This is a genomic window from Blastocatellia bacterium, from assembly GCA_025055075.1.
Taxonomy (GTDB): domain Bacteria; phylum Acidobacteriota; class Blastocatellia; order HR10; family HR10; genus HR10.
The window spans coordinates 1-24,371 of sequence record JANWYV010000059.1; the positions used below are offsets into that span (position 1 = coordinate 1).

Below are 24,371 nucleotides of genomic sequence, written 5' to 3' on the forward strand. Positions count from 1 at the left end.
GTTTGCGGGGATTTTTGCGTTGGTGGGGTTTGTGATTTGGGATCGGCGGACGGCGTTGGCGCCGGCGGTGCGGCGGATTGAGGAGCTGCAGGAGCGGGCGCGGCGGTTGGAGCTGGCGTTGCGGGAGTACGCCGCAAAAGAACCAGAATTGGCCGAGGCCTTGAAAAAAGCTGGGCTAATGTGAACGGGGAGAAGACAATGGGACGTTCTCGGGAGGTGAGGGGATTGCCATGTTGAAATTGCTCTGGCTCATCCCGGCGCTTCCATTCCTCAGCGCTTTGTTTCTCGGAATCTTCGGCCGGACGCTGAGGCTTTCGGAGCGAACGATCTCTTGGATCGCGTGCGGTTCGGTCTTCCTCTCACTTGTGATCTCGATCGGGGCGGTCTACGAGTTCGCGACGGCGTATTGGCCGACGCATGGGCGACCGTATCTCTCCAGCGAAGCTGGGGGATTTCCCCATTCGTTCACGTGGGTGGTGGGCGGCGACGCGCGTTTGAGTTTGGGACCAGACGCGGGCAAGACTGTCCCCTTGCGCATCGAGTGGTCCTATCAGTTGGATCAGCTCTCGGCCGTGATGATCCTCATTGTCACCTTCGTGGGCTTCTGGATCCACGTCTTCTCGATCGGGTACATGCGTGGCGACAGGGGATTCTACCGTTTCTTCGCGCAGATGAACCTGTTCATGTTCATGATGCTCGTGCTCGTGATGAGCTCGAATTTCTTGATGATGTTCGTCGGCTGGGAAGGCGTTGGCCTTTGCTCTTATCTGCTCATCGGTTACTACTTCCACTGGAACTACGCGGCCTATGCGAGCAAGAAGGCGTTCATCGTGAATCGAGTTGGGGATTTTGGATTTCTGCTGGCGATGTTCGCCATCTTCTCGCTCTTCGGGACGCTGCAATTCACAGAGGTGATGGAGCTGGCCAAGAGCGAGGCCTATCTGCCGCAGGAACATTTCGGGATGTGGGGGCTCGCGTCGTGGATCGCGCTGGGGCTTTTCATCGGGGCGACGGGCAAGAGCGCGCAACTTCCGCTCTACGTCTGGCTGCCGGACGCCATGGCGGGACCGACGCCCGTCTCTGCGCTCATTCACGCGGCGACGATGGTGACAGCAGGCGTCTACATGGTCACGCGCACGAACGTGATCTTCCAAAAATCGCCGACGATGATGTTCGTCGTCGCGCTCGTGGGGGTCCTGACAGCCGTATGGGCGGCCTCGATGGGCTTCACGCAGACGGACATCAAAAAGGTCTTGGCCTACTCGACGATCTCGCAATTGGGCTACATGTTCTTAGCATGCGGGGTGGGGGCCTTCGCTGCGGGCATCTTTCACCTCTACACCCATGCCTTCTTCAAGGCTCTGATGTTCCTGGGAGCGGGATCCGTCATCATCGCGCTGCATCATGAGATGGACATGCGACGCATGGGGGGATTGGCCCGCTTCATGCCGATCACCTATAAGACCTTTCTGGTGGGGTGGTTGGCCATCTGCGGCATTCCGCTCTTCTCCGGCTTCTTCAGCAAAGACGAAATCCTCTGGCGCACGTTCTCAACCGACGTGATTCCGGGCGGGCGATGGCTGTGGCTGTTGGGATTCCTCGGCGCGGGGATGACGGCCTTTTACATGACGCGGTTAATCGCCCTGACCTTTTGGGGCGAACCGCGATTCGTCGTCGCTGGGGGAAGCGGCGCTTCCCATGGGCATGAGGAACATGGTGGGCATGAGGTTCGAGAATCGCCGCGCGTGATGACGATTCCGCTCATCGTCTTGGCGGTCGGAGCCTTCGCGAGCGGATGGATCGGGTGGCCGAAGTCGCTCGGGGGGGAGAATCACTTCGAGAAGTGGTTGGAGCCGGTGATCTGGCATCGCGCGGCGGGAAGTGCTTCTCCAATGGCTGGGCATGGGGGGACGTCGGGCGTCCATGCGGCGCTGGCCGAGGCTGGGGCTCACGCGGAGGCGCATTCGGCGATCGAGTACCTTCTCATGCTCGCGTCGGTCCTTCTGGCCGTCGGGGTCATGTACGGATGTGCGACGTTGTATCTCCGGCGGCGTGACCGATTGGAGGCCATCGTCCGCGCGATTCGTCCACTCTATGTCGCCAGCGCGAACAAGTATTGGGTGGACGAGTTCTATGAGGGCGTCTTCGTCAACGGACTGACGCTCGGATTGAGTCGGCTCTCTTGGCGCGTGGATGCTCGTGGCGTAGATGGCGGCGTCAATGGCTCGGCCTGGATGACCGTCTTCTGGAGCAGAATCTCCGGATGGTTCGACCTCTATGTCGTGGATTTCCTCGTGAACGCCGTCGGTGCGATGACGAAGCTCTTCTCGACCATCTTCCGCATGGCGCAGACGGGATTCGCGCAGAACTATGCGCTCGTCATCACGACCGGCCTCTTTTTGCTCACGGCCCTGTATTTGATCATCTCGTGGTAGGGGGAGGGGTATGTCGCCGGAACGTCTCGCCGACTATCATCTGCTCTCGATCATCACGTGGCTCCCGGTTCTCGGTGCGCTCATTCTGATCTTCTTCTTCCATCGGGAGCGCAAGCAAGCGATCCGCATCTTCGCCAATATCTGGGCGATCTTGAGCTTTCTCCCGTCGTTGCTGTTACTCACCTATGATCGCCGATTGGGAGGGATTCAGTTCATCGAGGATGTGGAGTGGATCCCGCAGATCGGCGCGCGGTATCAGTTGGGCGTGGATGGTATTTCGGTCGTGCTCGTGTTGCTGACGACGTTGATCGGCGTGATCGCTGTCGCTTGCTCCTGGGGCTTCATCCAAGAGCGCGTGAAGGAATATTACGTCGTCTTGCTCCTCCTACAGACGGGCATCATCGGCGTCTTCGTTTCGATGGACATGTTCCTCTTCTACGTCTTCTGGGAAGTGATGCTCGTGCCGATGTACTTCCTGATCGGGGTGTGGGGGAGCGAGAATCGGCTCTACGCGGCGATCAAGTTCTTCATCTACACGCTCTTCGGATCGGTCGTGATGCTGCTCGCTATTTTGAAGCTCTACTTCATCTTCCCCGACTATCTCCGACAGCCCGAGATTCAGTCTGCCGTCCTGCAAGCGGCTCGGTTCATCTCGGGCGAGAACGAGCCGATGTATCGCATGATCGAGTCGGCCGTGCAACTCGGCGTACAGGGCAAGGGGACGTTCAACATCATGGCGATGCAAGCGCTGGGCACGGCGCGGCTAGGCGGCGGGCCGATCATCCCCCTGTCGCTACAATTGTGGCTCTTCGCGGGCTTCTTCCTGAGCTTCGCCATCAAGGTCCCGATGTTCCCCTTCCACACGTGGCTCCCCGATGCGCATACTGAAGCGCCAACGGCGGGCTCGGTCATCCTGGCCGGCATCTTGTTGAAGCTCGGGACCTACGGGTTCGTCCGCTTCAATCTCCCGATCTTGCCTGATGCGAGCCGCGATCCTCGCGTCGTTCAAGTGATGGCCTTTCTCGCCATCATGGGGATCGTCTATGGAGCGCTCGTCGCCATGGCCCAACGGGACTGGAAACGGTTGGTCGCGTATTCCTCGATCAGCCACATGGGGATGATTATGCTCGGCATCTTCGCCTTCAATCCGAGCGCTCTGAACGGCGCCGTCTTGCAGATGATCAATCATGGGATCTCGACGAGTGCGCTCTTTTTGATCGTCGGCGTCGTCTACGAGCGACACCATACGCGCATGATCAACGACTATCGGGGCCTGAGCCACGTCATGCCGGGCTTCGCTGCCGTCTTCATGATCATGACGATGTCTTCGATTGGACTGCCTATGCTCAACGGCTTCATCGGGGAGTTCCTCATCTTGCGCGGCGTCTTCGAGGAAAATCGGCTCTGGGCGGCCTTCGCGGCCACGGGCATCGTGCTCGGCGCTGGATACATGCTCTGGCTCTATCAACGCACGATGTATGGTGAGGTGAAGGAGGACAATCGGCATTTGCCCGATCTCTATCCTCGCGAGTGGGCGTATTTCCTCCCGCTGGTGATCTTGGCCTTCTGGATCGGCATCTATCCCAAACCGTTTTTGAGCTATTTTGAGAAGCCGGTGGCGGTGGTCGTCGAACAGGTGCGACCGGGATATGCGCGAGGTCTCTTGGAACGCGCGCAGCGCAGCGAGCCGCTGTCCATCCCCGGCTCGCGTCCAGAGCCTTCGGCGTCCGCTCAGCCTGTGATCCACGAGCGTGAGCGCTGAGGTCGAAGGAGGAATGGGGATGAGGGGAATACTCTTCCAGGGACTCGATTGGCGGTGGTTGGTGGATCAGGCGGTGATGTTCCTGATGCCGGAGATCGTGCTGACGGCCTTCGCTTGTCTGCTGCTCATCCTCGACCTCGGGCGGCGGGCGAGCGAACGCCGATGGACCGCCTATCTGGCGCTGGGAGGCATCGGGGCGAGTGCGGCCACGCTTGCGCAGACCTATCTCAACATGCGCGGGCATGAAGCTATCGGCTTCTATGAGATGTACGTCCTGGATGCCTTCGCCATCGTCTTCAAAGTGATCTTTCTGGTGACGGCGGCGCTGGCCATCGCCCTTTCGATCAAATTCCTGGATATTGAGCGTGAGCAGCGAGGGGAATATTACGCCCTGATCCTCTTTGCGACCGTCGGCATGATGTTCATGGCCTCCGGCATGGATTTGTTGGTCATCTTCATCAGCTTCGAGCTGGCGGCCATCTCCATCTACGTGCTCGTCGCGTACCTCAAGGGGGATCGGAAATCGAACGAAGGGGCGTTGAAGTATTTCCTGCTGGGCATCTTCTCCTCGGGCATCTTTCTCTACGGGGTTTCCTTGCTCTATGGCGTCACCGGAGAGACGAATCTCCAGAAGATCGCGTCGGCGCTTGCAGGGGAACAAAGGCCGGGCTTTTTGGCGGTCTTGGCGATGATCTTCATCGTCGCGGGGCTCTTCTTCAAAGTCGCGGCTGTGCCCTTCCACATGTGGGCGCCAGATGCCTATGAGGGAGCGCCGAGTTCCGTGACGGCCTTCATGTCTGTCGGGGCGAAGGCCGCGGCCTTCGCCATTTTCGCTCGCATCTTCGTTTATGGATTGCCGTCCCTGCGGGGGACGACGTCGTTGGAAGACCTCGGCTGGATGGCTTTGATCGGAGCCGTCTCCGCTCTGACGATGACCTGGGGGAATCTGGCGGCCATCACACAAGCGAACGCCAAACGGCTCATGGCTTATTCCTCGATCTCGCACGCGGGATTCCTATTGCTCGGTTTGGTGGCGGGAAATCAAACCGGATATGTCGGCCTCATCATCTACCTCTTCGTCTATGTTTTCATGAACCTCGGCGCCTGGGGCGCGATCATCGCCTTGCGGCGCGAGGGGATCGCGGGAGATCGCGTGGAGGATTTCAACGGCCTTATTCATACGAACCCGCTCATGGCCGTTTTGATGACGATTTTCCTCATCAGTCTGGCAGGGATTCCTCCGACGGCGGGCTTCTTGGGGAAGTACTTCCTCTTCGCCGGGCTCATTGAAACAGGTAATCGGTGGCTCGCGGCACTGGCTGTCATTGCCGTAATCAATACGGCCGTCTCGCTCTACTACTACGCGCGGTTCATCAAGGCGATGTTCATGGGGCCTGTCTTAGAGCCAACGCCGCTTGCACTGACCCCCCTCATGCGAACAGCGCTTGTTGTGGCGGCTCTCATGGTGTTGATCGTGGGGATTTATCCCCCGCCCTGGGTCGATTTCTCCCGTATCGCTGCGGAACAACTCATGCAAGCGACTCGCGAAATCATCGCGGCCTTCTGAGCTTCGCGTGCGTTTGAGGACAAAAAAAGCGGGCTGAAGTTTCCCTCAGCCCGCGGAATGAACACGGGAGAAGTTGATCCCTTCTCCCGCGTGGGCTTTGATCAGAAGATGAGCTTCAGCGCCATCTCGATCGTCCGGCGACCGCCATCGTTCTCCTGGAAGTTGAAGTAGGTGCGCCCGGCTTGCTCAACAAAGATGCTGTTGGGGATGCCGAAGAACGGGTGGTTGAACGCATTGAAGAGGTTCAACCGATATTGGATCGAGATGCGCTCAGTGATTCGCGTGTTCTTGAAGACGCTCAGGTCCACGCCCTCGAACCGGTCGCCCTTGAAGGTGTTTCGTCCGAGCGTCCCGAAGGGCGTCCCGAACCGCTGCGCAGCTCCCGGCCCATTGACGATCACGCGCACATCGTTGGGCGTGACCGGTGTGAACACCCCTCGGTTGAGGTCGTTCAACAGCCAGAAGCCCGTGGGGCTCGTTCGGAGAATGGGGAGTCCTCCGCTCGTCCCACAGATGGCGAGCCGGTAGAAGACGCACGCATCCACGTCCGTGATGCCGACTCGATCAACCGGCGCGGCCGGATTCCCGTTGAAGGGACGCAGATGGGACCGTCCGATGAACGATTGGACGAAGGGCTGGTCCTCATACGGATTGATGAGTTGCTGCTGAACTGGCGTGAACCACTGCCCACCCTGGATGCGCACGATGCCGTTGAACTGCCAACCACCGATGAGCCGTCCAAGAAATCCTCGTTGATCGCGCCGGAACGGGAGGTCCCAGATCCAAGACGCGGCGAACAGATGGCGCACATCGAATCCAGAGTTCCCGCGCTCAGCGCGCGTGATGTTGAGCGGATTCTGGGCGACGGTGACGGAGTTCCCGGTATCGAAGTTGAAGACCTCGCTCGAGTTGTCAATCGTGTGGCTCCAGGTGTAGCTGATCGTGTAGGTCCACTGCTGTCGCACTCGCCCGTCGAGCCGCATTTGCAGCCCATTGTAGCTGGCCGAGGCACCATTGATGCGCACCCGTGAGACACCGGATGGGAACAACCGTCCATCGCAAACGGCTTCGTTATCTGCGGTCGCCGGATTGTCCGCGCAGGTGAGTGGCGTGACACCCCGCGGGAGGAACTGCGGGAATCCGGGGAAGGTGAGCGTTTTCGTCTGATTATCCGCCGGATCCACATAGCGGACGGGACCAAATCCTCGGACCAAATTCCCGATGAACGGGTTGAAGTTGACCGTCTGGAACTGCCCGACCTGGTGATTGCCGACGTATCGGACCTCGAGCACGTTCTCGCGGAAGAGTTCGCGCTGGATTCCGAGCGACCACTGCTGCACGTACGGCTGACGGAAGTCCAACGCTGGCTCTGTGCGCACAAAGAACCGAGGATCGAAGGTGTTGAATCGAATGACCCCGGCTCGAACAGCGGCCCCGCGCACTTTATCACCCGTTGGCACAGGGTCGGGAACTGGGAAGTTCGCCACAGTCGTCAGAAAGACCAGGGGCGACGAGGTCGAGATGTTGAGCATCAGGTTGTAGAACGCCGGATCGTAGGCGATCCCATAGCCACCACGAATGACCGTCTTGTCCTCGCCGAAGAGCCACCGGCCCCACCTCGGCGTGTAGACAAAGCCGAGGCGTGGTGCCCAGTTGTTGTTGTCCGTCGGAACGCGCGGGACGATGCGCGCTTCAAGCGGTAGGTCCTGTCGCCAGAACGCCTGCTGTGGATTCCGCTCTCGCGCCACGGTGATCTCGTGCAGAAGGTTCATCGGTTGACCCGTGTTCTCGTATCGAATGCCGAGGTTGAGCGTGAGATTGGGGCGAATTCGCCAGTCGTCCTGGAAGAAGTAGAATTGATCGGTCTCCGTGTACTTGAGCGTGGCCGGGCCGAGCGCCACGGTCAAGAAGTTGGGATTGTTATCGGCCAGCCGCTGCGCCGTCGAGAAGGTGAACGACCCGTTGACATTGGGCAGGAAGGGCACGGCGTTGCGCAGTCGGCGGATGTCAATTCCCATCTTCATCTGATGGCGTCCGACCGTGAGCGTGAAATTGTTATTGAACTGGAAGGACTCGACGATGCGCCCTTGCGGCAAGTTCGTCGCTGGACCCACGGTCAGAAGCGCGGCCCCATTATCCGCTCGGAAGGTCGGGTTGAGAAACGTCAGCGCCGTATCAATCTTATCCGGGTGTGGGATGTTCCCTTTGCCTCCGCTTCCACCACCACCGAAGATCACGAACAGCCGAGAGTAATTGAACCGGAATTCGTTGACCGACCGCATCGAGATGTTCCGCGTCCATCCGCCGCCAGCCTGCTGCGTCCGGAAGGGATTATCCCCGGTCCACCCGCGTACGTCCGCCAGGAAGTCCTTTCCCGGCCGATCCTGGATGAAGTATCGGCCCCAGATGCGATCTCGATCGCTCGGATGCACATCCCCACGCACGTTAATCTCATCCAGTCGGCCCGACAGAGGCACGGCACGCTGCACAGCCGCGACCGGTACCCTCAAGTTGCCAATGGTGATCGTGGAGGCCGGGACATCCGGACGAATCCTCGGATTGCCGATCGGGAGCGCGAAGGCCGAATAGTCGGCGTAGTACTGAATGGCCGGATTGTTCGGGAAAGCGCTCTTCAACATCTGGATGCCCTCGGGCGTTGGCGCCAAGGACGTCGTCCGTAAGTCAGCAAATTGTGGATTGCGAATGAAGTGGCCCGCGTGGAAGAAGAACGCCTTATTCTTCACAATCGGCCCGCCAATCGTATAGTCGAAGACGTTCACCAAATTAGGGAGCGGATCCTTTTGTCCAGCGCGCTTCTCCAAATTCGTTCGCGAATCCCAGAGCTTGCGATCCCGGTGGTACCACGCTAACGTCCCGTGGAATTCGTTCGTCCCCGACTTGCTGACGATGTTGACGATCGCGCCTTGGTTCCGCCCGTACTCGGCGGAGAAATTGTTGGTGATCACCTGATACTCTTGAACCAAGTCGGGATTTTGCACGAAGTAGTTCGGCCCGCCGATGGAGAGGTCGTTGTTGTCCACTCCGTCAATGGTGAAGTTGTTCGATCGTGCGCGGTTTCCGTTAACCGAGAGCGTGACCCCATTGGAGTTGACGTTGCCAAATCCGGTTCGAACGCCCGGAAGTAACAGCACAACGCGATCCAATCCGCCCCCGGCGACGTTAATCGGCAAGTCTTGAATCCGGCGGGATTGAATCGTCGCCGAGATCTGCGCCGTGTCCCGCTCGATGAGCACCTCGCCGCCGCCAGTCACTGTCACGACCTCGGTGATCGCCCCCGGCTCCAGGCGGAAGTCCACGACCGTGTCTTTCCCTACACCGACCTCTACGCCCGTGACCTCCGCGGCCTTGAATCCTTGCGCTTCCACCTTCACGTCATATCTTCCAGGAGGGATTCGCGGGATCGTATAGATCCCCTCGCTGGTGGCCGTAGTCCGGTGCTCTACGCCCGTCGCGACATTCTTCGCCACGACCGTCGCTCCGGGCACAATAGCTCCGGTCACGTCCATGACGACGCCGCGAAGACCTCCAGTCGTCGTCTGAGCCGCGATCGGGGTTGTCAGATAGGGCAGAAAGGCTGCCCCGAGGATTAAGCATGTCGAGATCCACGCCTTCCACTCTCCTCTTCGATGCGACCTCATGTTTGTTCCTCCTTAGTTTCGGTTGTTCAGCATACACGCGGCTTATTGTTAAGCAAATTATATGCCATATCTCGCGTCAGGTTCAAGCTTCGGAAATTCAAGAACTTGTTGATTCAAGTCGAGCCCGTGTATCCAAATTTTCGGAGATTTCATCCAAAATTTCAGAAATCGGATGGAGTCACCGGCTCTTACCTTCTCGAGAAGAAGGGGTATGGGCAAGTGGTGTACCCATCTTAGCGAACGTCACGCTTCTGGAATCCGCGAGGGAGCATCCTGATAAGCGGTGACAGTTCAATGGCCTTCCTCTCTTCTCGTCTCGCGATTTGACCCGAGACATTTGGGATTTCTGGAAGTTCTCCGAGCTTGCTGAAAGGGCTGGGGCCAAAATAAAGAAGGGGCGGGTGGACGTTCGACCCACCCCTTCGGACGAACCGCTGAGAGGCACAAACCTCTCAGCGGGCGTTCTTCAGAAGTAGAGCTTCAGCGCGAATTGGAATGTGCGCGGCGCTGCTGCGTCATTGGACTTGCCGAAGAGCGTGCTGGCAAGATTACCCGTCGGCAGCCCGAAGTTCGGATGGTTGGTCAGATTGAACATCTCGGCGCGGAACTGCAATCGGCCCTGTTCGCCGAGCATCGCTAAGCGGAAGTTCTTGTACACGGCGAAATCGAAGTTGGCATAGCCAGGGCCGAGGAAGACATTCCGTCCGAGATTCCCAATGCCTCGGAAGTTCGTGTCGAAGGCATTGGGATCGAGGATCCCATCCGCCGGGCTCCGTTTGAGGATCGCCCCCTTCTTGTCCGTCTTGATATTGGGACGATCGTTGTTCGTCCCATCGGCGTTGAAATCGCCGCGCGGATAGGGGGCGCTGGAGAAGACGTTGAACGGACGCCCGCTCTGGAAGGTAGCGATCCCCGAGATCGTCCATCCGCCCAGGATGTGCTCCAAAGCGCCGCCGCGCCCGCGGAAGAACGGCATGTCCCAGATCGCATTGATGACCAATCGCTGCGGAGTGTGGAACCGCGAGAGTCCACGCTCGCGCTTGATGCTCGTGACCGAGACGACGCCGTCCGTGGCGAAGTAGTCCGAGTCCTCATCGAGCATCTTCGATACGGTCCATGCCGCCTGCATCGTGAAGCCTCGGCTGAAGCGCCGCTTCACCTCGACCTGCATGGCGTGGTAGATCGAGTTGACGCGGTTACCGGCCAATCCGACCGCACCCCAGGCGGGATTAACCCGATCCAGGACGCCATCGAGCAGATCGCCATCGAACCGGTTGATGTTCACATTGAGCGGGAGCTTCGTCCCTTTCGTCCCCTGGTAATTGATCTCGAACGAGAACTCGCCCGGCAACTCGCGCTGGATCCCGAAGAACCAGCTCTGCATGTACGAGGTGCGCAGGTTCGGATCGAAGACCGGATTCAGGGCCGTCCCACGCGGCGCAGCCGCACCCTTCAATCCAGGCGGCACCCATGAGGGGATCGAGTAGACGAACGTCTGGCGCGCTCGCGTGTCGAAGGTCAGCGTGGCGCCAAATGGCGGGTTGAACTGGATGTTCTCGTCAATGTTCTGGAAGAGCCGCTCGTAGAAGACCCCATAGCTGCCCCGGAAGGCCATCTTGCCTTCGCCTCCAGTCAGCCACCGCGGTCCTTTCGGACTCCAGGCGAAGCCCAAGCGCGGCGCGAAGTTGTTGTCATCCGAATGATAGAAGAACTTCGTCGGCCGCGGTTCCAACGTGCGGAAGATGTCGTAGATGGTTGCTCCCGAGGGGATGAGCACCTGCGCGATGCGATTGGTCAACTCCTTCGGCGGCCGGAAATTCTCGTACCGTACGCCGATGTTGAGCGTGAAGTTCGGACGCACTTTCCAATCGTCTTGCAGGAAGCCCATCAGCTCGTGCCGGGAATAGATGCGATAGCCATCTCCCCGATCGCCTGTCGTCAGGTCAATGCGCACGCTATAGGTGAGCGGCTGGTCGGCCAGAAATGCCGCTTCGTTCGCGAAGCTGTAGGCCCCGCGATACAACGCGTTGAACGTCCGCACGCGCTTGATGAAGCGGTACTGGAAGCCCGTCTTCACCGCATGCGTGCCTTTGATAATCGAGAGCGACTCATCCAATTGGAACACCACGGGGAAACGATTTTGCGGCATGTTCGTATCGGCACCGAAGCCATTTACGCCCGTGATCGTGATCGTCGGGACTTGCGGATTGCGCGGTCGCCAATCGAAGGCATCTCGCGTGAAGCCGAGCTTCAGCTCGTTAATGAGGTTCGGTCGAATCGTCGTCGTGTTGGTCAAACCGAAGTTCTGGCTCCGGAAGCTCGTATCCAAGCCGAAGAATTCCGTGAGCAAGGAGTTCGAGGCTAATGGAGCCAGGTTGTTCGTCTGATTGAAGATGTAACGACCGCTGATGCGATTGCGTCCGTTGAAGCCCTGATGATCCATGCGAATGACGAAGGCATGCACATCAGAGCTATCGGGCCGCGTGATGACTGTCTCAGCCGAGACGGGAATCCGCTCGTTGCCGACGGTGACGAAGTTCGGATTCTCCCTGGCTGGCGGACGCGGATACTTCTGCAACAGCTCGCGCGCGATCGGTCCGGTCGCCGCTCGAATAGCATCGGCCGTGAAGAAACGCGCCCGCTGCGTCGTCGAAGAGCGAAGCGTCGTCACCTCATACGATCCATAGCCGAAGAGCTTGTCCTTGATGAAGGGGCCGCTCACGTCGAAGCCGAACTGATTGCGCACGAAGGGCGGCTTCTCCTGCTCGAAGAAGTTCCGCGCGCGCAACGAACGGTTGCGGTGGAACTCCCAGAGCGTTCCGTGAAACTCGTTGCTCCCTGCCTTCGTGACGATGCTCAGCACACCACCGGAGAGCCGACCGAATTCAGCGCCAAACGTATTTCGGATCAGGCGGAATTCTTCGACGCTGTCCAGGGGCACCGTAATCTGCGTGAATCCCGCGACGACGGGATCGTTGTTCTCAATCCCGTCCACGAGGAAGTTCGTCCCTCGACTGCGGGCCCCGCCGATGGAGAAACCACCTGTGTTGGAACCCACGCCCCCACCGACAACGCCAGGCTGCAAGAGGGCCAGTTGCGTGAAATCGCGGGTCACGAGCGGCAGGTCAACAATACGCCGCTTATCTACGAGTCCCGAGAGTCGCCCTTCCTCGGTGTTGATCAAGGGAAGCTCTCCCGTGATCGTAATCGTCTCCGCGATCTCTCCGACCTCCAACGTCACATCCACGCGCTTGACTTCGTTCACCGTCAGCTCGATGTTGCTCACGATGGCCGTCTTGAAGCCCGTCTGTTCAACCTTCACTTCGTAAAAGCCTCGCGGCAGATTCGTGAGTCGGTAGAGGCCCGTCGAGTCCGTCGTGATCGTATACGAGAGGTTCGTCTTCACCTCTCGAATTGTCACCGTCGCTCCCGCGATGACAGCTCCCGTGGCATCGGTGACGATCCCTGTGATCGTCCCCGTCGCTGTTTGAGCGTTCACACGCGGGAGCGCACTCAGAAGAAGCAGCGGCAATAAAAGCGACAGCGCTTGCTTCATTCGTCTGCGCATCGTTATTCCTCCTCAGGTCGGTATTTTCACGGTCATTGTGATCCGCAGAGTGAATAAAGCAATTTGCATGCCACATAGCCCGTATTCGGCTAAGGCTCGCAAGATCAATCCCTTCGTGGGACTGCTCCCGTCTGGGCCTTTCGGCGGAGTTTCCGAAAATTTGGAAGGAGCTTCCAAATTTCTGGAAATTTGGGGCGGGGATAGGGGCGGTCTCCCTGTGGGGAACGTGTCCCTTGGGCCTTCAAATTCCCGAGGAGGACGGAATCACCTTGCCCTCATCTCGGGCCATCTCGTAAGATTTCCTCCATGAGAAGCGATCGAGCAACCGCAACAAGGTTTCTTGTGTTCTTGGGGGTGAGCCTTTTCCTCTTTCCGACCAACGGATGGGCGCAAGTGAGCATGCAGGGGCAGGTTTTCCTCCCGACGGGCGATCCGCTTCAGGAGGTCATTCGTTTAGCCCTGAAGAGCGATGATCCGCGGCGCGATGTGGAGTTCGTCTTCACCGATGGGCAGGGACGATTCATCCTCCGTGGGCTGGCGCCGTTCCGGACCTATACGCTCACGATCGAGGGGGACGGACGCCGATATGCAACGACGACGGTGACCTTTTATGCACAACCGCGTGGGTATCTGCCTGTGAACCTGCTTCCTTTGGAGAAGAAGGAGGTTCCTCCACGACCTGGCGTTGTTTCCGTATCGCGATTGAGACGGGCTCCGGACAAAGAGGCGGCTCGGTTGTATCAAGAAGCGCTGGGGGAGATCGAGCGGGGGAAACTGGCTTCGGCGGAAGAGAAATTGCGGCGGGCTATCAAGCGAGATGCCGAGTTCGTGGACGCGTATAATGAACTGGCCGTCCTGCAGATGGGGAAGAAAGCCTATGCGGAGGCCGAACGATTGTTGCGACAGGCGTTAGAGAAGGATTCGGAAGCGCTCTATCCGCTTTTGAACCTGGGGATCTGCTTGAACCATCTCGGCCGTCATCAGGAAGCCATCGCTCCGCTGCGTCGCGTTCTGGAGCAGAGTCCGAATTGGCTGACGGCTCATGTTCATCTCGGCATCGCGCTTTTGGAGAGCGATGACATGGCGGGAGCAGAGCCGCATCTTATCCGGGGAACGAAGGCCGAAGGCTTAGAGCGCGCGCTGGCCCATTTGTACTTGGGGAAGCTCTACGCGCAGACGGGGCAAATTTCGAAAGCGGTCGAGGCCTGGAGCGTATATCTGCAAATGGACCCGAACTCGCCGAATGCCGAACGCATCCGCGCGTTGCTCGCCCAGCTTGGCTATCCGCAAAAGTGAGTGGGCGGATCTGGCATCAGTGTGGAGCTTGAGAGCGCAAGCTAGAACAAGGCCTGTGCGGGCGATGAGAATGAGTGTGCCTTAAGACTGCGGGATATCCTTCACCATTGTCCCGATCGAGATACGGGGGGCCTGAAGAAAGGCCCCCCACTTTTTCGCTCAGAAGTTCACGCGGATGCGGAACTGGATCATGCGCGGACCGGGATCCTGGTTGCCCAGGTCGTTGAAGAAGTCGGTCGTGCGCCCGAAGGCCGTCGAGTCAATGCTGTGTGTGATCGCCGCTGCCGTCGGGCCACCGATCAAGAAGTTCTGGTGGTTGAAGGCATTGAAGAATTCAGCCCAGAACTCGACATTGATTCGCTCAGTCACCCGCGTGCGCTTCTGAATGGTGAAATCGGGTTTGACGAACCGAGGACCGCGCAGGAAAATGAGCGAGCCAAACTGGCCGGGCGTCGTCGGCACATCCAGGATCGCACGATTGGAGCGGCCATCGGGTCCAATCAGATCCGCGGGCACGAAGAAGATGTCACTGGCGCCGGGAACCTTCCGCACCTTGATCTTCTCCCGCAGTTCCTGGATCGTCATTCCCTTGAGGATGACGCCAGAGTCGAACTGATTGACCGTCGCGCGACCACTGACGAGCCGGAACACGCGCCCGGACTGAATGCGCACGATCCCACCGACGAGCCAACCTTCGATGAGCCGGTTGAGCGCGCCGGAGCCAGACGACCAGCGCCGACCGGGACCAAAGGGCAGCTCGTACTGGAAGTCGCTCACGAAGACGTGGGGGAGGTCCCACGGTGACAGCCCCTTGTCCATCCGCCGATTGCGCAGCGTGCTGAAGGCAATGCTGGAAACGGCGGAATCCGCGTAGAGGTCCGTGAGCGATTTCGAGAAGGTGTAGTGAGCCGTCATCTGCCAGCCTTGCGCCAGGCGTCGTCGGAAGATGACCTGCACGCCGTTGTAGGTGGAGAAGGAGGCGTTCGTCAGCAGCCACACGCCACGATTCGCCGCGTACGGATTCACCTGGAAGAAGTTGATGGGATAAGGTCCGGGAGCATCAAACCCTAAAGCCGCGCAACGCGGAAGCGCGCTTCCCACCATCCGGCAGAGGAAGGTCGCTGTGGAAGCTAAGGCGTTAGCCATCGCTCCCGCTTGACCCTGATCGAGCCAGGTGATGAAGCTCGCGCTTGCGAACCCAGCTGCCGGTGCGAGCGCCGGTTGACGACCGCGGGCGCCAAAGGCAGCTTCGAAGATCGGCAGAGGAACCTGACCCGGCAGCCCCTGGTTATCAAACCGCGCCCCGCGTCCCTGGGCCCGGCTGATAGCGAGATTCCGCTGGGCGTTGATGAACTCCTGCAGGAACCCGTTCTCGAAGATGTTCACTTCGTTCAGGTTGAATCCGCGCCACAGCTTCGTCCCGCGATTGCCGACATAGCGAATTTCAATAGCCATGTCGCGCGTCAGCTCGCGCTGCCAGCCGAAGGACCACGACTGAACATACGGCGTGCGGATGTTGGGATCGAAGGCGTAGAAAGCGCCTGAGATGAAGGTGAAGCGCGAGAGTGGCGTCGGGAAGCTGAAGCTCGTCGGATCCTCACGGAACGCCGGCAGCCGATCCCGCAACAGCAATCCTCCCAGCGGGAAGTCCACGCCCGCCGTCAGCGAGATGGATTGCGTCAGACCGGGATTCCCACCAGCAAACAGAGTGAAGTGGTTCAGTCCTTCGCGCGTGTACGCGATCGAGTAGCTTCCGCGAAAGACCGACTTGCGCTCGCTGCCGAACAGGAACCGGAAGAAGGGATTCTCAAAGCGCGGGTTCCAGGCCAGCCCGAAGCTCGGCGCTGGGTTGATGTAGTCGCGGTTGTAGACCTTGCGCGAGCGCTGGTCAATCTGCGGATCGGCGATCCCGCGAAAGAGGCCCGGTTGGAACAGATTACCCACACCGGAGATGCCCCAGAGATCTTCCATCCGCGGGCTCGTGTAGATGTCGTTGGTGTTCTCGGCCGCTCCCTGGAACTCCCAGCGCAGCCCATAGTTGAGCGTCAACGATGGCGTCACGCGCCAAGAATCCGTGAAGTAAAGGCCGAACTCGTCTTGCCGCGCCCGCTGCACAAGCGGAGCGAGATGAACATACCGCTTCGTCTTCTCATCCACGTTGCGGGTGCCGGAGATGCTGGAAATCCGGCCAGTGAGCAGAGCATAAAGCGCCAGCGCATTCCCGAGATCCGCCGAACTGATGTTCGGCAATCCCGCGGCAATCGCGGAAGCGACAGGATCGCCGCTAACTACGCCAAAGGAGACTGTGGGAATGCCCGCTCCACCGAAGGAGTTGTCAATGAACCCCACACGGGTGAACGTCCCGCCGAAGACCCACGAGTGCTTCCCGCGCACGAGGCTCACGGTGTTCTGCACGTTGTAAACGGGGGTGTTCCGGCTCGACATGAGTCCGAGCGAGGTTCCCGCAAGTCCCGGACGCGCGTGCAAGCTCTGTAAGCTGAGCGGCCAGAGGATGCGCAGGCCCGCGGGATAGATCTCCGGTCCCGATTCGGGGAAGAACTGCACGGGGGCTCCCTGAACGCCGAAGCGGAACTCATAGTTGATGTTCGGCGTCACCGTCCACTGAAGGGCCGTCGTCACCGCGAACCGGTTCGAGTATTGGCCAGCGCCCTTGCCGATACCAGGGAAGGTCGGATCCATCGAATTCAGCGTGTCCGGGAAGGAGGAGAAATAGTTGTAGTGCCAGACGCCATGCCACCGCAGCTTGTCCGTGATGTGGTAATCCATGCGCAAGGTGGGGAAGCGCCGCACTTGCATGCTGGGGGCTTCAAACCGATACCGCTCGCGAAAGAGATCGAACGGGGTGATCGCCCCGCGCGGTCGCGCCGCGTCAATTTGTCGCAACATGTCTCCGACCGTAGGATCAATGGTGCTCGGGAAGCCAGCCGCCCTCGCTACGTCCAACAGATTCACCGCGCGCACGACTCCGTCTGTGCCGCGATACCGGAAGATGCCCTGCGCGGCTTCCCGCGTCAGGATTAGGTTCTCTCGCGGACGCGACTCCGGCAGGCGGAACTCTTCGTAGTTGAAGAAGAAGAAGATCTTGTCCTTCCAAATCGGGCCGCCCACATTCCCACCGAAGACATTGAGCAAGTTCCTGGGCTTCCGCAATCCGAGGACATTGTTGAACCAGGTGTTAGCATTGAGCGCGTCATTGCGATGATCCCAGAAGAGCGTCCCTCGGAAGTCGTTCGTCCCTCGGCGGGTGACGAATTGAATCTGAACAGCTCCTTCTCCCGCCGCATCCGCGCCCACGCCCGCCGTCTTGACCGTCACCTCTTCGACGGCATCCAAGCGCGGTCGAACGAGCGTGAACATACCGCCGCCGAAGGCGCTCTTAAGCAGGTTATCTTGAACGTTCACGCCATCCATCGTGATATTGATAGCCCCCTTGGGCAAGCCCAGGAATGTGCTCTGACGCGCCGTTCCACCCTGCTGGGCTCCGGGCATCAGGAGCGTGAAATCGAGCGTGTCTCGATTGTTCAACGGAAGCCGCCGGATGATGTCGCCTCGAACTGTCGTCTCAACAGTCGTCGTCGTCCGCTCCAAGAGTTCGAGTCCGCCGACGACTTCGACGGCTTCGGCGATCTCACCGACCTGCAGGGTCACAACGACATTCGTCGTTCGCCCTGCGTCTACCTTCAGACCAGAGACGATCGCCGTCTTAAATCCAGGCATACTCACTGTGATCCTATAGGTGCCCGCTTGGAGATTCGTGAAGGTAAATCCCCCATCAGGCCCCGCCTTCTGAGTTTGTGTGGCTCCGGTCGCTTCATCTTGCGCTTTCACTTCAGCACCCGGCACGACGGCTCCCGCCGGGTCCTGCACAATCCCCGTGATCTGACCGACGGGCCGTACTTGAGCCGGTGCCACCGAAGCCCACACCAGAAGCCCCAGGATCATCATCGCTGTCAGGCCCTTTTTGTGTCGCATACGCTCACCTCCGAAATATGCGTTTCCATAAAGATCTCCGTCACCTTTGAGAAAGCAAATCTTGTGCCATTCGATCCGGAAGGCCTTCCCGTAACTCGGAACTCATTGTACACAAACATATTGAGCTCGAGTGGCTACAAATCGGGACGAGCCCGAAAACTCCCCGGCCTTCCAAATTTTCGGAAATTTCTTCCAGAATTTTGGAAATCTGCGGAGCTTGGGAAACGCGTTCGCCCAATGGGAGCGTAAGCCCACTGAGTCAAGCGCTCATCGAACTGTCTTGAGGGAGACGATGACTGAGGTCTTGATCAGGGCGACGACCAGGATCAAGACCTTCAGCGCGAGATCTTCGACGACGAAGAGGGCGAGGTAACCGAGCATACTCCATCCCAGCACGAGCGCGACGATCTTCGTTTTCAATGGAAGGGCTCGTTGCTCGATCAGCGGGCTCACGGATTCCCTGTACCAAGGTCGGCTCGTGAGCCATCGGTAGAGTCGTTCCGAACTACGCACATAGCATCCACTGGCGATGAGGAGGAACGGCGTCGTCGGCAGTCCTGGGACGAAGATGCCGATGAAACCGATGACAAGGGCTGCTGTGCCCAGCGAGATCAAGAGGGCACGCCAGATCGGATGAAGTGGGCGCCATCCTCGATCTCTTTGGCCCTGCATGCGGAGAGATTTTAGCAGATCCCCCGCTCGCGATAGAATCCTGAACGCTCGTGTGCGCGAGCGAGATCTCTTCCCGTTCTAGAAGGGAGTGGAGAAGGCCGTTTGTGCCATCGCCGAGCAGGGGCAAGCTTCGAATCCGAATCTCTTTTGCCAGCGGGGACAGCTCTGTTTAAAATGGAACCTTTCGGGCGATGTTGGATCATTCCTCAGTGCGATAAGCGAGAGCTTCGGGAGGGACGGACGTGGCGAGATCATACGTGTATGAGACAGAGGCCGTGTGGGTGAGCGAGCGTCGCGTGACAATTCACTCTCCAGGGGCACCGGCGCTTGAGGTCTCCTCTCCACCGGAATTTCAAGGGCAGGAAGGAGTGTGGACGCCGGAGACGCTCCTTGTGGCTTCGGTCAATACCTGTTTCGTCCTCACTTTTCTGGCGATCGCGCAACTCTCGAAGTTGGAAGTCGTCAGCCTGCGGGTGAGGACGTGGGGGAGATTGGAGAAGCTCGAAGGGGCGGGCTACCAAATTACGGAGATCGTCATCAAACCCTTGCTCGGGCTTCGATCCGAAACCGATCGCGAGCGCGCTGAGCGACTTCTGGAGAAAGCTGAGCGGAACTGCTTCATCTCGAATTCGATCAAAGCGAACGTCCGGTTGGAGCCGGAGATCATCGTTTCGGCGTGACGATATGTCAGAGGAGGGAACGAGGATGAGTCGTCGAGGGCACGATGTCAAGAAGGCGTGCAGGCAGTGGGCCTCCTGCGTCGTGCTCCTGGTCCTCGGAGGAATGACGCTGTGGGAGCACACCCTGGCCGCTTCCGTTCAGGCTGGACGCATCAGGGGAAAAGTCCTCGCCGTGACAGCCGATCGGCGCGAACCGTTGGCCGGTGTGTTGCTTATCCTGAGTGGGGAATTCCTGCCGGGGAAGGTGACGCAGACGATCAGCGACGACGAAGGGAACTATAGCTTCGGCGATCTCCCGCCAGGGGATTATGTGCTCTCGGTCGAGGTGGAGGGATTCGAGCGGTTCGCGCAGAAGATCATGGTGCCGCTTGGCGCCCTCGTAGAGGTCCCGGTGGAATTGAAGCCAAAGGCTGTGCGCGAGGCTGTCACGATCACGGCAGGCGAGGATGAATTGCGCCGCATCGAGTCGCACGTTCCGGCGCAGCTTGGAGCGCCGCTTTTGCGGAACGCTCCTTTGGTGAACGAGAAGTTCCAGGATGCGTTGCCGCTGTTGCCCGGCGTCGTGCGCGGTCCTGATGGGCTTTTGAATGTGAAGGGCGCGCGAGCGACGCAAAGCGGCATCCTCGTCTCCAGCCTCAACGCTACTGATCCGGTGACCGGACAGTCCGCCATCGAGCTGCCGATCGAGGCTGTTGAGACCGTTCAGATCTACTCGAATCCCTATTCGGCGGAGTTCGGCAAGTTCACCGGCGCGGTCACGGCCATCGAGACGCGCGCGGGTACGAACGAGTGGAAGTATCTGCTCACGAATTTCATGCCCCGATTGCGCAGGCGCGCAGGGACGATCATGGGCATTGAATCTGCGACGCCGCGCTTCGCCCTGAGCGGGCCCATCGCGCGGGATCGGCTCTTCTTTTTCCAAGGCCTCGAATACCGCTTCGTGCGGACGCGCGTTCCAAGTCTACCGGATTTGCAGAACGACACCCGGTTGGAATCCTTCGATGCCTTCTCCCGTTTCGATGCCGTCCTCAATGCCACGAATCGCCTGACGCTGATCGTCTCGGTCTTTCCGCAGAAGCTCGACTTCGTCAATCTGAACACGTTCAATCCGATGGAGACGACGCCGAATTTCCACCAGCGCGGATGGTTCGTCGCCCTGCACGAGCAGGCGGCTTTCCGCAACGGCTCGCTCTTGCAATCGAGCTTCAGCATCAAGGACTTCGACGTGGACGTTTACGGTAACAGTCCGCCGCCGTTTCGCATCACACCCAATGGCAACATGGGCGGTTGGTTCAATCGGCAGCATCGGGACAGTCGGCGCTACGAGTGGATGGAGGTCTACCATTTCCCAACGCTCTCCTGGGGCGGGCAGCACGCGTTCAAGATCGGGAGCAACGTGGCCGTCAATACGTTCACAGGATACGACCGCAATCATCCCGTGCACATCCTGCGCGCTGATGGCACGTTAGCGCAACTGATCACCTTCGTCGGAGCGGGGCAGCTGCAGCGTCGGAACACCGAGGTGACCTTCTACGGGCAGGACAAATGGACGATTCATCCCCGCCTGACTCTCGATTGGGGGATTCGCTACGATTGGAATGGGATTGCGCGGGAGAACAACGTCGCGCCGCGCTTAGGCGTCGTGCTCCTGCCTTTCTCCGATCCGCGGACGATCGTGCGCGGGGGCGTCGGCATCTTCTATGACAAAGTCCCGCTCAATGTCGGCGCGTTCGAGCAATATCAGGCGATGCAGGTCCTGCGGTTCGGTCCCGATGGTCGGACGATCTTGGACGGGCCGCGCGTCTTTCGAAACCTCATCGAAGGCGGGGCATATCGAACGCCACGCAGCACGGCATGGAGCCTGCAGGTGGATCGCGAATTGACCCGACGCGTGCTCCTGCGCTTCGGATACGAGGAGCGACGTTCTCGGCGCGACTTCCTCCTGGAGCCGCAGAGCTTCCCGACCGGCGAGAGCGCGCTCGTCCTCAGCAATCGAGGACGCTCCCGCTATCGGGAATTTCAAGTCGTCGCGCGACTTCGCCTTCAGGAGCAACATGACCTCTTCCTCGCCTACGTTCGCTCGCGCGCCGAGGGCGATCTGAATGCGTTCTCGGCCTACATCGGCAATTTCCATAATCCCATCGTTCGGTCCAACGAATACTCGCGCCTTCCCTTCGATGCCCCGAATCGCCTCCTCCTTTGGGGGGATGTTCGCTTGCCCTTCGATCTGCTCCTCTCTCCGGTCGTGGATTGGCGCGATGGGTTTCCCTTCTCGCTCGTGGATGAAGAACAGAATTTCGTCGGGCCGCGGAATCGCGGCGGGCGCTTCCCGCGCTTCTTCTCCCTCGATTTGCAGGTCACCAAGGGGGTGACCATTCCCTTCTTCGGGAAGAAATATCGAACGCGCATAGGCGTGAAGATCTTCAATGTGACGAATCATTGGAACCCGCGCGACGTGCAAAGCAATATTCACAGTCCTGCGTTTGGGACGTTCTACAATAGCGTGCCGCGGACGTTCCGCGGGAAGTTTGAGATTGAGTTTTGAGCGCGGAGTGATGTCGGCTTCCCTTCCCACCATTAGCGCGGAAGAAGAAAAAACCCTTCGATCCCACGCACGCTCTTGGAGCGCGCGCCACGGAGTGCTCGCCCTAGCTCTCCTCGTCATTCTGGCTTTCGGGATGCGCGTCGTTCGCTTGGACGCTGTTGGCGTGAGCGAGGATGAGGCGCGGAAGATCGCGGCCGTTGAAGCCTACCGGCGAGGGGATTTCACGCCGAATGCCGAGCACCCGATGCTCATGAAGTCGCTCATCCTCTTCTCCTTCCTCGCCGTCGAGCAGTGGAATCGAACAATCGCTGCGCGTCATCCCTCCTGGCGCATCTCGGAAGAGACCGCGCTTCGACTCCCGAACGTCCTGGTGGGGGCGTTGACGACCGTCGTCCTCTTCCTCTTCGCCCGTGAATTATTCGATCCCTTGGTAGGCTGGTTGACGGCCATCCTCTGGGCGACGGGGCTGAACGCCATCGCGATCAATCGCGTGGCGAAGGAAGATACGCTGCTCGTCTTCTTCATGTGGTTGGCCTTCTTCTTCTTCATGAGAGCGAAGCACGAGGGACCCGTGGAAACAGCGCGACGGCAGTGGCTCTATCGGTTGAGCGGCGCGAGTTTCGGGCTGATGTTGGCATCGAAGTATTTCCCGCACTACATGGGGCTCATCTTCCTCTACAACTACTTGCGCCCGCATGATCGGGAGACGAACGCCCCGCTGGGGCGGCGTGCGATGATGGGCTTCTTCCTCGCTTTCTTCATAGCCTTCGTCGTCGCCAATCCTATGCTTTTTCATCCGGAGACGCTGCGATATCTGGCTGTTTATCTCACGGAGACGACCGTCCCGCATCACGGATACGAGATGATGGGGGAGCTGTATTATAACAATGCGTGGAAGCTCGCCAATCGCACGCCGCTCTATTTCTATATGCTCTTTTTGGCGGTGAAGGTGCCGCCCGCGCTGCTTCTCGCATTCGCCGTCGGTCTCATCTGGATCATCCGTCGCGCCTGGCCTTCTAAAAGAGCGAGGACAATTGCGGAAGCAGCGTGCGGACATCGTGCGCAAGCAGGATGGATCGCTCTTGGTGCTCTGTTGGTCTCCGGCCTCGGGGTGGGGATGCTTCTGCACTTCATCCCCGTCGTCTATCGCGTGGCGGCGTTCACGCTCATCTCATTCCTTCTGGCGCTCGTATTCGTTCTGTGGGGACGGAAGGAGGAGGGTCCCTTCTTCTTGCGCTTCATGCTGGTCTTTTGGTTGGTCCCGTATACGCTCTTTGGAGCGAAATGGCTGAGGTACACGTTGAGCCTGATGCCATTCGTGTACATGACGGCGGCCGTGGGAATCGCGCTTGTGATTCGCGAGGGGCTTCGGAGGATCCGGATGGATTCGGCACGCCGTGGCTTCGTAGTAGCCGCACTGGCATTCTTCCTGGGTACCCCGATGTGGGCGGTCATCGAAGCCAGTCCGTACTATTCCTTCTATGTGAATCGGCTCGGCGGAGGGGAGGCGAAGCGGGCCTATTATTTCCCCCATGATGAGGTTTACGATGCGGGGATGCGCGAAGCGATCGCCAAGATCGCCGCGCGGGCGCCATGGGGGAGTCGTCTCGGGCATGACGCGCCCGGAGTCGTGTGGTTCTACACCCGCCAATTCGGCCGTGCGGATTTGGTCGGCGTCGAGCTATCGAGTCCCGCATTCACGCTCACCTCGGACTCGCGTCCACTTTACGTCATCGTTCAAAAGGGGCGTCGGTATTTTGAGAATCAGCAGTGGCTCGATGAGCTGGCGCGACGCCATCGTCCGATCTTGGAAGTGCGCGTCGCGGGCGTCGTGACGACGAGAGTTTATGAGATCCGGGCGCATGGGCCCTGAGCTGCGCTGTGGCGTAAGAGCTGAGCTGTTCGCGCGCGGGATTTTTGCTCGAGTGGAGTGGTCTCTTGCCGTGGAAGCTTGGTAAAATTACCCTCGGTGTGGTTCGAAACTTTATGACGGGAGGCTGTCATGAGCAAAGATACCTTGACGGTGATTGACAATCGGACGGGGCGGAGTTACGAGGTGCCGATTGAGGAGGGGGCGGTGCGGGCGATGGAGTTTCGGCGGGTGAAGGTGGGGGAGGGGGATTTTGGGTTGATGGTGTACGATCCGGGGTTTCAGAACACGGCGGCGTGTCGCAGTGGGATCACGTTCATCGAT

At 59.3% G+C, this 24,371-nt stretch carries 13 protein-coding genes; 9 read left to right on the forward strand and 4 right to left on the reverse strand.

Translation table 11 applies throughout. From position 1 onward, the window contains the following. The 4 genes from NZ746_13075 to NZ746_13090 all read left to right on the forward strand — a co-directional run. The coding region (locus tag NZ746_13075; GenBank protein ID MCS6818286.1) for a hypothetical protein at positions 1 to 184 on the forward strand (184 nt) is incomplete at its 5' end. 46 nt (positions 185 to 230) lie between these two features. Beyond that, positions 231 to 2,435, forward strand: a complete 2,205-nt coding sequence (gene nuoL, locus NZ746_13080) for an NADH-quinone oxidoreductase subunit L (GenBank protein ID MCS6818287.1) — start codon at positions 231 to 233, stop codon at positions 2,433 to 2,435. A 10-nt stretch (positions 2,436 to 2,445) separates the two neighbouring features. Further along, on the forward strand, positions 2,446 to 4,197 hold the full coding sequence (locus tag NZ746_13085) for an NADH-quinone oxidoreductase subunit M (protein ID MCS6818288.1): 1,752 nt from the start codon (positions 2,446 to 2,448) through the stop codon (positions 4,195 to 4,197). 19 nt (positions 4,198 to 4,216) lie between these two features. Continuing rightward, positions 4,217 to 5,764, forward strand: coding sequence for an NADH-quinone oxidoreductase subunit N (locus NZ746_13090; GenBank protein ID MCS6818289.1), 1,548 nt, complete (start codon positions 4,217 to 4,219; stop codon positions 5,762 to 5,764). A 101-nt stretch (positions 5,765 to 5,865) separates the two neighbouring features. On the opposite strand, the gene NZ746_13095 is transcribed toward NZ746_13090, so the two are convergent. Both NZ746_13095 and NZ746_13100 read right to left on the reverse strand, forming a co-directional pair. Further along, complete coding sequence (locus NZ746_13095) at positions 5,866 to 9,423, reverse strand: carboxypeptidase regulatory-like domain-containing protein (protein MCS6818290.1); 3,558 nt, start codon at positions 9,421 to 9,423, stop codon at positions 5,866 to 5,868. Between the two features lie 466 nt (positions 9,424 to 9,889). Beyond that, positions 9,890 to 12,991, reverse strand: coding sequence for a carboxypeptidase regulatory-like domain-containing protein (locus tag NZ746_13100; GenBank protein MCS6818291.1), 3,102 nt, complete (start codon positions 12,989 to 12,991; stop codon positions 9,890 to 9,892). Between the two features lie 342 nt (positions 12,992 to 13,333). Here NZ746_13100 and NZ746_13105 point away from each other — a divergent pair, with 342 nt between their 5' ends. Continuing rightward, positions 13,334 to 14,287: a tetratricopeptide repeat protein gene (locus NZ746_13105; GenBank protein ID MCS6818292.1), complete on the forward strand. Its 954-nt coding sequence runs from the start codon at positions 13,334 to 13,336 to the stop codon at positions 14,285 to 14,287. Positions 14,288 to 14,446: 159 nt separating this feature from the next. Here the strand turns inward: NZ746_13105 and NZ746_13110 are convergent, their stop codons facing one another. Next, positions 14,447 to 18,280 (reverse strand): carboxypeptidase-like regulatory domain-containing protein, encoded by a 3,834-nt coding sequence (locus NZ746_13110; protein MCS6818293.1) that lies wholly within the window; start codon positions 18,278 to 18,280, stop codon positions 14,447 to 14,449. Positions 18,281 to 18,547: 267 nt separating this feature from the next. After that, the gene (locus NZ746_13115) at positions 18,548 to 18,952 is read right to left on the reverse strand and encodes a YbaN family protein (GenBank protein ID MCS6818294.1); all 405 of its coding nucleotides are present in this window, start codon (positions 18,950 to 18,952) and stop codon (positions 18,548 to 18,550) included. A 242-nt stretch (positions 18,953 to 19,194) separates the two neighbouring features. Between NZ746_13115 and NZ746_13120 the strand changes: the two genes are divergently transcribed. From NZ746_13120 to NZ746_13135, 4 genes are all read left to right on the forward strand, one after another. Then, on the forward strand, positions 19,195 to 19,632 hold the full coding sequence (locus NZ746_13120) for an OsmC family protein (GenBank protein ID MCS6818295.1): 438 nt from the start codon (positions 19,195 to 19,197) through the stop codon (positions 19,630 to 19,632). 25 nt (positions 19,633 to 19,657) lie between these two features. Continuing rightward, complete coding sequence (locus NZ746_13125; GenBank protein MCS6818296.1) at positions 19,658 to 22,177, forward strand: TonB-dependent receptor; 2,520 nt, start codon at positions 19,658 to 19,660, stop codon at positions 22,175 to 22,177. 10 nt (positions 22,178 to 22,187) lie between these two features. Beyond that, positions 22,188 to 24,050: a glycosyltransferase family 39 protein gene (locus NZ746_13130; GenBank protein MCS6818297.1), complete on the forward strand. Its 1,863-nt coding sequence runs from the start codon at positions 22,188 to 22,190 to the stop codon at positions 24,048 to 24,050. Between the two features lie 129 nt (positions 24,051 to 24,179). Continuing rightward, positions 24,180 to 24,371, forward strand: a 192-nt coding sequence (locus NZ746_13135) for a citrate (Si)-synthase (protein MCS6818298.1), incomplete at its 3' end; no start/stop codon positions are given.